The sequence below is a fragment of the Nostoc sp. CALU 546 genome (assembly GCF_048836525.1).
On record NZ_JAWJTF010000074.1, the window covers coordinates 37,726 to 47,895 of the forward strand.

Annotated in this window: 6 protein-coding genes; 5 read left to right on the forward strand and 1 reads right to left on the reverse strand. The window is 45.6% G+C overall.

The features are described 5' to 3' along the window. The first annotated feature begins 131 nt into the window (after positions 1–131). The 5 genes from RRG12_RS28745 (at position 132) to RRG12_RS28765 (ending at position 8,659) form a co-directional block, all read left to right on the forward strand. The gene (locus RRG12_RS28745; RefSeq protein WP_420761525.1) at positions 132–3,266 is read left to right on the forward strand and encodes a hybrid sensor histidine kinase/response regulator; all 3,135 of its coding nucleotides are present in this window, start codon (positions 132–134) and stop codon (positions 3,264–3,266) included. Positions 3,267–3,302: 36 nt separating this feature from the next. Further along, positions 3,303–3,680: a four helix bundle protein gene (locus RRG12_RS28750; protein WP_420761526.1), complete on the forward strand. Its 378-nt coding sequence runs from the start codon at positions 3,303–3,305 to the stop codon at positions 3,678–3,680. A gap of 90 nt (positions 3,681–3,770) precedes the next feature. After that, positions 3,771–4,796 carry a chemotaxis protein CheW gene (locus tag RRG12_RS28755; RefSeq protein ID WP_420761527.1) on the forward strand — a complete coding sequence of 342 codons (1,026 nt, stop codon included), beginning with the start codon at positions 3,771–3,773 and terminating at the stop codon, positions 4,794–4,796. A gap of 119 nt (positions 4,797–4,915) precedes the next feature. Beyond that, positions 4,916–6,172 (forward strand): GAF domain-containing protein, encoded by a 1,257-nt coding sequence (locus RRG12_RS28760; RefSeq protein WP_420761528.1) that lies wholly within the window; start codon positions 4,916–4,918, stop codon positions 6,170–6,172. 222 nt (positions 6,173–6,394) lie between these two features. Continuing rightward, entirely contained in the window at positions 6,395–8,659 is a 2,265-nt protein-coding gene (locus RRG12_RS28765; RefSeq protein ID WP_420761529.1) for a chemotaxis protein CheA, read from the forward strand. Between the two features lie 277 nt (positions 8,660–8,936). Here RRG12_RS28765 and RRG12_RS28770 read toward each other — a convergent pair. Then, positions 8,937–10,170: response regulator (locus RRG12_RS28770; protein ID WP_420761530.1), on the reverse strand; the 1,234-nt coding region annotated here is incomplete at its 5' end.

Consider the following 10,170-nt stretch of genomic DNA (forward strand, 5'->3'; position numbering starts at 1 on the left):
AGGATAAGGCAGAGGGGCAGAGGGGCAGAGGGGCAGAGGGGCAGGGGAGAAACAACTCTCCTCTGCTCCCCTGCCTCCCCTGCTCCCCCTGCCTGCCTTAACAGATAAATCTCCTTGACACCAAGCGTATTATGAACCCCGATCCCAGTAATCAAGAGCAGGCTTTTCTTGCGGAAGCGGCAGAGTTGTTGCAAACCATTGAGCAGAATTTGATCGGTTTACTTGATGAAAAAACAATAGAAAAAGTTCATGCCTTGATGCGAAGCGCCCATACTATCAAAGGGAGTGCTGCCAGTGTTGGGCAAGAAACTATTCAGACAATTGCCCATCATTTGGAAGATGTATTCCAAGCGTTATACGCTCCAGAACTGGAAATCGATCCAGAATTGGGTGCTTTGCTTCTAGATGCTTATGAGTGCCTGCGAACTCCATTGAGTGCAGCCTTGATGGGCTTATCCTGCAATGAGGCAGAAATACTCGATCGCACTGCCTCAATCTTTGCCCAACTTCAACATAAACTAGGCGACTTTTTTGGTCGTGAGGCTCCGCTTCCCAGTTCGGAAGAACTTGGCTTTGATGTCGTAGAGTCAATCTTTTCCGGGAGTGTACTCCAGGATTTGCAACAGTTGGAAACTGACATCCAAAGCCAAAATCCGCAACAAATTCAAACAACACTCAACTCTCAAGCCGAATTTTTTGTCGAACTAGCAGCATCTTATGGCTTATCTGGATTGGAAGAAATTGCCCAGGCGACCTTAAACGCGCTCAAAGCACATCCAGACAAAGTATTGCAAATCGCTCAGGCGGCTTTAGAAAATTTTAAAGCAGCTCAAACAGCAGTACTTGCAGGCGATCGCATTCAAGGGGGAGAGATATCTCCACAATTGCGAGAATGGGCAGAACTAACTACTCCTGTCCAAGAACCGCAAGGGCAGCCAGTTGCGATCGCTGCCCAACCAACACAAACGACTACAACTGAGAATCAGCCATCTCCCCTCCTCAGTGCCAGCGAAGCGGAATCAATTTGGTCGTTTTTCCCGAAGCGGACTGATAGCTCCCTACCGAAAACACCGGAGGTACTGGCACCTATTTCTCAGGATTCGGTAGTAGCCCCCTCTGCCATAGATCGGATTTTACAGTCAATCTGGATCGGAGATCCACAGACATCTTGCCGATACTCAGACTCAGATCGGCCAGCCTCTCCACCACCAGCGCCAAGCCTCCAGGCTCAGTCATCGGCATCACTTCCCAGTATCCGAGTGGCGATAGAACAGCTTGATCGCCTCAGCCATACAATTGGGGAATTGCTAATCAGCGAAAACCAACAAAACCTGCAATCTAACCACATCCACAAAGCAGCCCAAGACACTCTACTACAGTTTTTGTACTGTCAACAACAACTTAGTAAAGTTTTTACTTGGTCAGATCGACATCTGCTGCTTCCCGAACGCAAGCAGCGACATATACATGGATCTCCACGAGTTATCTCTCCTACCGAGGCACAATCCAATTTTGATGCTTTAGAAATGGATAACTATAGCGAGTTGCATATTCTCCTGCAAAATCTTACAGAAGACATGGTGCAATTAGGAGAACAGATTGAGGCTGTTAATGGCTTAGTTCAGCAATCTCGCTTTAGTCTCGGAAAGCGCAAGCAACTGCTTTCAGGAGCGCAGGAAGATTTGCTGCAAGCCAGAATGGTTCCATTGGGAACAGTGTTGAATCGATTACCCCGGCTGCTGCAACAGATGGTAGCAACTTATCATAAACCTGTTGAACTCAAGCTTGGCGGTACGAAGGTACTGGTGGATAAAGCTATTTCTGAGCAGCTATACGATCCCTTGCTGCACATGATTCGCAATGCCTTCGATCACGGCATTGAACCGATAGAAATTCGCCGCCAGCAGGGTAAACCAGAAACCGGAACAATTACAATTAAAGCCTATCATCAAGGCAACCGCACTACTATTGAGGTACGGGATGATGGTCGAGGCTTAAACTGGGAAGCCATTCGTCAACGAGGTATAGAAAAACACCTGCTGACTCCCGAACAAGCCGCCTACGCCTCAGAAGACCAACTGGCAGAGTTATTATTTGAACCGGGCTTTTCTACTGCCAAGCAGGTTGGTGAGTTATCTGGCCGTGGTATAGGCTTAGATGTCGTTCGCACTCAATTGCAAGCTTTACAAGGTTCGATTGTGGTGCGATCGCTTTCAGGGCAGGGAACTACCTTCATGCTGCAATTGCCCCTGAGCTTGACAACAGCACGCTTGCTCGTTTGTCAATCTCAAGGTATTACTTATGGCTTGCTGTCTGAAGGAGTTAGCCAGGTTTTATTACCGCAGCCAGAGCAGATTCAAGTCCAGCAATCTTTACACGGGCAAGGCAGCCAAAAATTTTGGCAGTGGGGAGAGGGGCAAAGTCAACAATTAGTTCCCATCCGCTCGCTTGCCAATTTGCTGGATTACAAATATCCTTTATTCACCCAAGACCACAATTTAAACCTAAGTCCTTTTCCAGTCAAGCAACGGAACACCGTCGAACCTCTGCTGCTGTTAGAAACAGAGCATCAATACCTGTGTTTGCAAGTCGATCAGATTTTAGTCGAGCAGGAATTAGTAATTAAATCCCTCGGCAGAGTCCTGACTTTACCTAGTTACATCCAAGGCTACAGCGTGTTGGGCAATGGTAGTCTGACCCTAATCGTTGACCCGTTGGAGTTAGTTCGGCAAACTTGGGAGACAGATATGATGCCGACTTCCCCGGCATCAAATCTTACAACTAAACTGTTGCCTGCGCCTGAGCCTGTTCTTACTCTAGAGGGGCAGCAATCCGAGCTAACTACACAACCGCAACAACAGGCAATGGAAGTCAATACAGCCGTTGCTCAACCTAACCGACTGACGGTGTTAGTCGTGGAAGATTCGGTTGTACAAAGGCAAAGTTTGGTGCAGACGCTCCAGAAAGCCGATTATCAAGTGTTGCAAGCAGGCGATGGTCGAGAGGCGATCGCTCAATTGGTGCAACACAGTGATGTTGATTTAGTGATTTGTGACATTGAAATGCCGCGTATGAATGGATTTGAGTTTTTAGAACACCATCGCCAAGACGAGCGTTTGTCCGGGATTCCTGTGGTGATGCTGACTACTCGTAGCGGACAGAAGCACCGCCAATTAGCTTTAGCTCTAGGGGCGAAAGCTTACATGACCAAACCCTATTCAGAACAGAGCTTTCTAGCCGCGATCGCTGAACTGGTTAATGGGTAAAGGGGAAAGGGTAAAGGGGAAAGGGGAAGGGAAGGAATGGAAAGGAAAAAAATTGAACCTTTTGAGGATTTAAAAGTATGGCAAAAAGGTATTGACTTAGTTAAGCAAATATACTTAAGAACTAAGGAAGGTGAACTGAGTAAAGACTTTGGTTTAAGAGATCAGTTAAGACGTGCATCCGTATCAATACCTACAAATATTGCAGAAGGATTTGAACGATATTCTCGCAAAGAATACTTAAACTTTCTAAATATTGCTAAAGGGTCTGCCGGTGAAGTTCGCAGTCTTTTGAGAGTAGCGTTAGAAGTGGGCTATCTAGACCAACCAACTTATACACAACTTTCTAATCAAGCTATGGAGTTGAGCCGTATGCTATCTAATCAAATTCAATCTATAAATCAGTCATCAAAATAATAAAATCTTTCCCCCTTCCCCCTTCCCCTTTACCCTTTCCCCCTTCCCCTTTACCCTTCTTCATGAATTACGAATTACGAATTAGTATTTATGCTTAACACTCCCTTTCCGTTTAAGCGATTATCTGGCGCTGTGAGCGAGCGCGACTCATTACGAGTCGTTGTTTTTGCGATCGCAGACTATTTATTTGCCCTGCCAGTTGGTGCAGTTCTCAAGGTGATGGCTTGTCCCCCGATTCGCAGTACAGTTGAAAGTGGTATCGGGATGGTTGATTTGGGAGCGCAAACGATCACAATTGTGGACTTGCGCCAAAAGTTCATTTCGCAAATACAAGCCCAACAGCCGCATCAAGTTCCCTCTGCGGTTGACACTTCAGGGCGCTTCTTACTTCTGACTCAAACCCGGACTGGGGAAATTTGTGGCATTCCTGTAGACAAGCCCCCTGCCTTAATTGATATTCCTTTGTCAGCAGTGCGTCCGGTGCCGTGGTCTTATCGGCAAGTGGCGGAGTTAAGCTGTGTTAGCCACATGGCTGTTTTGCCTGTAGCACCGAACGAGGAACCACTGAAAGTACTTCTTTTTGGTATGAGCCAGATATTGGCTGATAAGTTGGGGTTGCCCGGAACAACCTCAACCTTGGCTCCTGGGCTGACATCAGGCGAACAACGGCAAAGATTTCTCCGTTTTTCCTTGGGCGATGGAGGAAGTGGATTGCTACCATTCCACTCATTACAGGACATTATTCATCTCGCTAGCCAAGAAATTTCCCCAGCCCCGGCCTTACCAAGTTGGATTTTAGGTTTCTATAATTGGCAAGGACAGATGCTACGGGTGGTTGACTTGGAACATTTGCTTGGTTATGCGCCGCTTTTGAAGCGGCAGTCACGACCAGAAAAGCCAATGGTTCTAGTTATCGAGCTGCAAAATCAGGTAATCGGGTTTTTGGTGGCTCATGTCTACGATGTAGAATGGCAGGATTTACAGCAAGCGCAATCAGCACCAACCGACTTTTCCCCCAACAAACTACTAAATTTTGTTCGAGGTATTCTGCCAGGCGATCGCTGGATTTTAGACACCAGAGCGATCGCCCAGACATTGCAATGGCAAACCCACTGATAAGAGGCAGGGGGCAGAGGGGCGGAGGGGAAAGAACTTGGTATTTGAACTCTCCCTTGCTCCCTGCTCCCTGCTCCCCTACTTTTTATATTTGACTTGATGCTGCCAAGGAGTTTTCTGTGACGATCGCAACTTTAGATCCTAATTCTGAAACCCAGCCTGTTGAAAATAAAATCCAGATAGAAGAAATTTTGGCTAATGTGGCTCTAATCAAAGCAGTCTTTCAATCTGCTAAGGGGCCAAAGGTCGCTCAATTGCAGCAGAAGGTAAGTCAAATCGAAGCTTTTATCCAAGCTTTGGCTAAAGATTCGCCCAGTGACAATGATGAAAATGTTCGAGGGGCTTTTCAACTCCAGCGAGAACAACTTGCGGCCATTGATCGGCAAATGCAGCAGACAAAAAGTCAAACTGCACTTTTGGAGGTTACAGTCACCGCCCTGCGAGATGTTCTCAACGCCGATCGCGTCCTGATTTATCGTTTTGAAGAAGATAATCGCAGTCGAGCGATCGCTGAAGCAATACAAGCGGGTTGGACATCCCTGCTCAACCAATCCCTACCGATAAATTTGTTTGTTAATAAACCCGATGTTAGTGACGGACAAAACTTACTCAACAACCTAACTGAAGTATTAGAATTAACTCCCCGCCAACAGCAATTTTGGCAACGCTTTCAGGTGCAAGCTAGCCTCTGCTTACCCTTGATTGTCAAACAACAACCTTGGGGTTTTTTAGTTATTCATCATTGCCTCCAACCCCGACAATGGCAGGAAGCAGAGCGCAGTTTGCTACAACAAGTAGGAATGATGTTGACAATTAACTTGCGCTGGGCTGAAATAGTAGCTCCACCTGCTCAACAGCAAAAGGCTGAATCCTGCGATCGCTCTGAGTTACTAGTGCCATTTCAGCAGGTGAGCCAGACTGTACAAGCAGGAGCAAGAATCGCCGAGCTTGCCGGTGAGCATTTAATGTCTATTCAAGATACTGTTGCTATTACTAATAAACAGCTGCAATATCTTGGTGAATTTTGCCAGCAAGCTTCTGGCTTTGTTCATCTTGTGGAAGGCTTGAGTACCAAAATTCAGGTTTTATCCCTGAATACAGCCATCGAAGCCACAAAAGCTAGCGATCGGGAACAAGGTTTGTTAGCTGCTGCCGAACAGGTGGAAATTCTCGCCCGTCAAGCCCGCGATAGCACCCTAAATATAGAGGAATGGTTCCAAGAACTCCAGGTGGCAGCAGCAGACGTTGCTTCTGCGATCGAACCGTGCGATCGCCAAATCAGTGCGGGGCTGGAGTCAATCGCACAAATTCAGGAGCAATTCAAAGCGATCGCCGATATCGCTGCTTGTAGCCTCCAAACAATATCGAAGCCATAGAATTGTCACCGAATTTTAGATTTTAGATTTTAAATTTTGGATTGAAGATTCAAAATTTAAAATCTAAACTGGTCTCAAGCAAGCGAATTTATTCGTGGAATAAATCCAAAATCCAAAATTTTTAGTTGAAGCCCCTGCATTGATGCTGGTGGGTAAATCTAAAATCCAAAATCCAAAATCCAAAATTCACTCACAAACCCCATAGAAACGAGAGTTGTTTTCATGAGTACCGATTTTGTCCCCCAACCGCAGAACGACGATCGCTTCCTAGAAGAAGCGATCGATCTGTTGCTGTTCTTGGAGCAGGAGTTGCCTAACTATACAAAAGACAGTAACCCTGCTACAGCTTTGGCTCTCATGGAAGCTGCTCGCTCTCTGCATTCGATTGCCATAGCAGCTGAGTTAGATGCCATTGCCATAGTTGCGGCTGCACTAGAAGAGATTTTTCAGCTTCTACATCAGTATCAGGCAACTGTCAACGCCCCGATCGCCTCCCTGTTGTCGGAAGGATTAGATTGTCTACAGATGCTATTGATGGCATTTTTAACAGCCTCGCAAATTGACGAAGTAGAAATTCTGGAGCGGATGTCTGCCATTGTTGCTCATCTACAAGCAGAGTTTGGCGATTCCCAAGAAACAAACCTTGAGACATCGATAGAGCAACCGCAAGAATGTGAAAAAGCAGGGGAGCAGGGAGTAGGGAGCAGGGGAGCAGGGGAGCAGGGGAGCAGGGGAGCAAAAGAGAGTTCAAATACCAAGTTCTTTCCCCTCCGCCCCTCTGCCCCTCCGCCCCTCTGCTCCTCCGCCCCTCTGCCCCCTGCCTCTTGTGAAACTAGCCCCCAGTCTGGCAGCCTTGTTTACGTAGATACCGAGCAGCTTCCCATCAATGTAGGGGAACTAGCAAACCCGAAAGAGTATGACGAAGGAGATTTTCATGCTTGGTTGGGGGATTTTTCCTTACCTACTGAAGCATCCCTAGTTAAATCTGTTCGCGATCGCCATCCACTCTCTTTACAAGAATCCATTTCTACCATTGTTGCAACAAGTATTCCAACCGCCACACCGATCAATATTCAGCATCTCGAACAACTAAATGTGCTAGTTGCAACATTATTAACTACATATAATCAGCAAGCCTGTCAAGAAGAACAACAGCAACATACAATCGGGCGGTTGCTCCGACAAGTTAAACGATTACAACACCTGCTGGATAATCTACAGGAATGGTCAGGACGTTTAGCAGCAATTTCAGATACCCTTTCTCCTCTAGCTGCTTCTCGCTCTCAGCAATTATACAGTACTCTGCAATCTGTTTTGGCTGAAGCGTCTCAGGTGGCATCAACTGTTGATTCGCTCAATAACAATCATCATCAACTCAAACAAGAACTCATACAGCAGGAAAAGTTACTTAAGCATTCTGCCAATCTAGTCAAAAAAGTTACAACTATTCCTTTAAAAGTAGCCTTAGAACCGTTGCATCGGCTTTGGTCTCAGTTACAAGCTCTACAAGATAAGTCTGCTAAACTACATTTACAAATTAGCGATATCCAAGTCAATCGGGCATTTAGCGATCGCCTCCATGCTCTCCTGTTGCATATAAGTTGCTATTTGCTAGAACAAAGTATTGAGTCTTCCCAAACACGCCAACACCTTGGTAAAAATAGCAACGGTATCATCGAAATTAAAGTTTATCAGCAAGGAAATCAACTAATTATTGATGGCTGTGATGATGGCGCAGGACTGAACTTATCTCAAATTTATCAACAAGCTTTAGCCCAAGGACTCACCCTGACAAAACCAGGGGATATCTTACAAGAACTGGTAATTGAACCAGAGGTTTCATCTGTTTTATGCGATCGCGCTGCCTTAGAGTTAGGAGTAGAATTAACTGAAGTTTGCAAGCAATTAACAGCTATTCAGGGAAGAATAGTATTGAAGTCTAAAGCTGGACATGGTACAGCCTTCTCGCTCCAAATTCCCCTCGATCAAAAAATTGCTCAACTTATCGTCTGTCAAGCTAACTCCAGAGTCTATGCATTTATTGCCGATTCTGTAGAGCAGATTTGTCTATCGCAGTCCGAACAAATTATCCAAACTCAAGCGGGACGGATGTTATTTTTGCAGTCTTCTAGCACCAGTGGCTTCCTTGGTTGCGATCGTGAGGATTTAACAACAGAAATGCTCGTCCCTATCCACTTATTGACTGATGTACTGATTTGTCCTAACCAGCTTCCCACCTCAGTTACTACTTACAACACAGATACACTAAATGCTTTCAAGCAGGATAAGCCTTTATTAGTATTTCGTTACTTAGACAAACGATGTGCTTTAGAAGTAGATTGCATCATTGGCAAGCAATCCGCTGCGATCCATCCTTTGGGGGAAGCAATCCCAGTTGCAGCTTATATCCAAGGAACTAGCATTCTTGCCAATGGGCAACTTAGCCTGGTTTTAGATGGTCATCTTCTGGCAAAATCTCTAACTTGAATCATTATGATGTCCGTCAAATCACTCATAATCAACAGTTTGTAGTGAGGACTTTAGTCCCCAAAGCCAGGACTAAAGTCCTTACTACGAACATTTTTTATTAAGTTTGATTAAACGGACATCATATCAATACCTGCCGAAATGCTTGTTGCACATGAATGATAGCAGTTTTAACCTCTGTGGGGAGGAAGTGAGGAGGATGACGGCGATCTGAGCATAAAAAATTTTACAAGGTTGGTAGCTGAGGGTTTGTTTTGGGATTGCTAAGGGAACCAAATTAACGGTATAGCCAAACACGCAATAGAGACAGCAATTGTTCGGTATCTACGGGTTTGGTGATGTAATCTGATGCACCTGCTTCTATACACTTCTCGCGATCGCCTTGCATGGCTTTAGCAGTCAGTGCAATAATCGGCAAAGATTTAAATTGATCGTTTTGGCGGATTAAGCGTGTTGTTTCGTAACCATCCATTTCTGGCATCATTACGTCCATCAAAATGACATCAATATCTGGTGTATTTTGTAACTGCGCGATTCCCTGTCTGCCATTTTCAGCATATAAAACCTGTATTTGATAACGCTCTAGCATACTGGTAAGGGCGAAGATATTCCGCATATCGTCGTCTACAATTAGCGCTTTTTTGCCTGTGAGTAAATAGTCTTGTGAATGCAGTTGTTCGAGTATTTGGCGCTTGGGTGCTGGTAAATTTGCCTGGACTCGATGTAAAAATAATGCTGTTTCATCAAGGAGACGTTCGGGCGATCGCACATCTTTAATAATGATTGTCTCTGCAATCCGTCTGAGTTCCGTTTCTTGAGTTTTGCTAATTTCTCTACCTGTGTAGACAATAATTGGCAAAGTTTTGCCGTGAGGTAGAAGTTTTATCTGCTCGATCAGTTCAAACCCAGTCATGTCGGGTAGCCCTAAGTCGAGGACAAGGCAATCAAAATGCTGTGAACGGATGGCTTCTAATGCTGCTGCACCAGTTCCCACGGCAATGGTCGAAACATCGCTGTTGCCAATTAACTCAACAATACTATGCCGTTGAGTGTCGTCGTCTTCCACTACCAATAAATTTTTCACCTGGCGCTCAACGAAACCTTTAATTTTGCTCAACGCCTCGGATATTGTCTCGCTGGTTAAGGGCTTTTGCAGATATGCGATCGCACCTAGTTGCAAACCGCGCTGTTTTCCTTCCTCAACGGTCATGATGTGTACAGGGATGTGCCGGGTATTTGGGTCATGTTTGAGACGATCCAATACCGTCCAACCATCCATTTCTGGCAAGCGGATATCTAGCAAGATGGCTGAAGGCAGGAATTGCTGGGCTAACATCAAACCTGTACTGCCGGTTTGGGCAGCTATCACTTTGAATCCTTGCTGTTGCGCCATCTCTAGAAGGATACGCGCAAAATTTACGTCATCTTCGACAATTAGTAAGACGCGATCGCCTCTTTCTATAGTAGTGCGATCGTCATTTATTAGTGGGGAGTGGGGGGTGGGGAGTGGG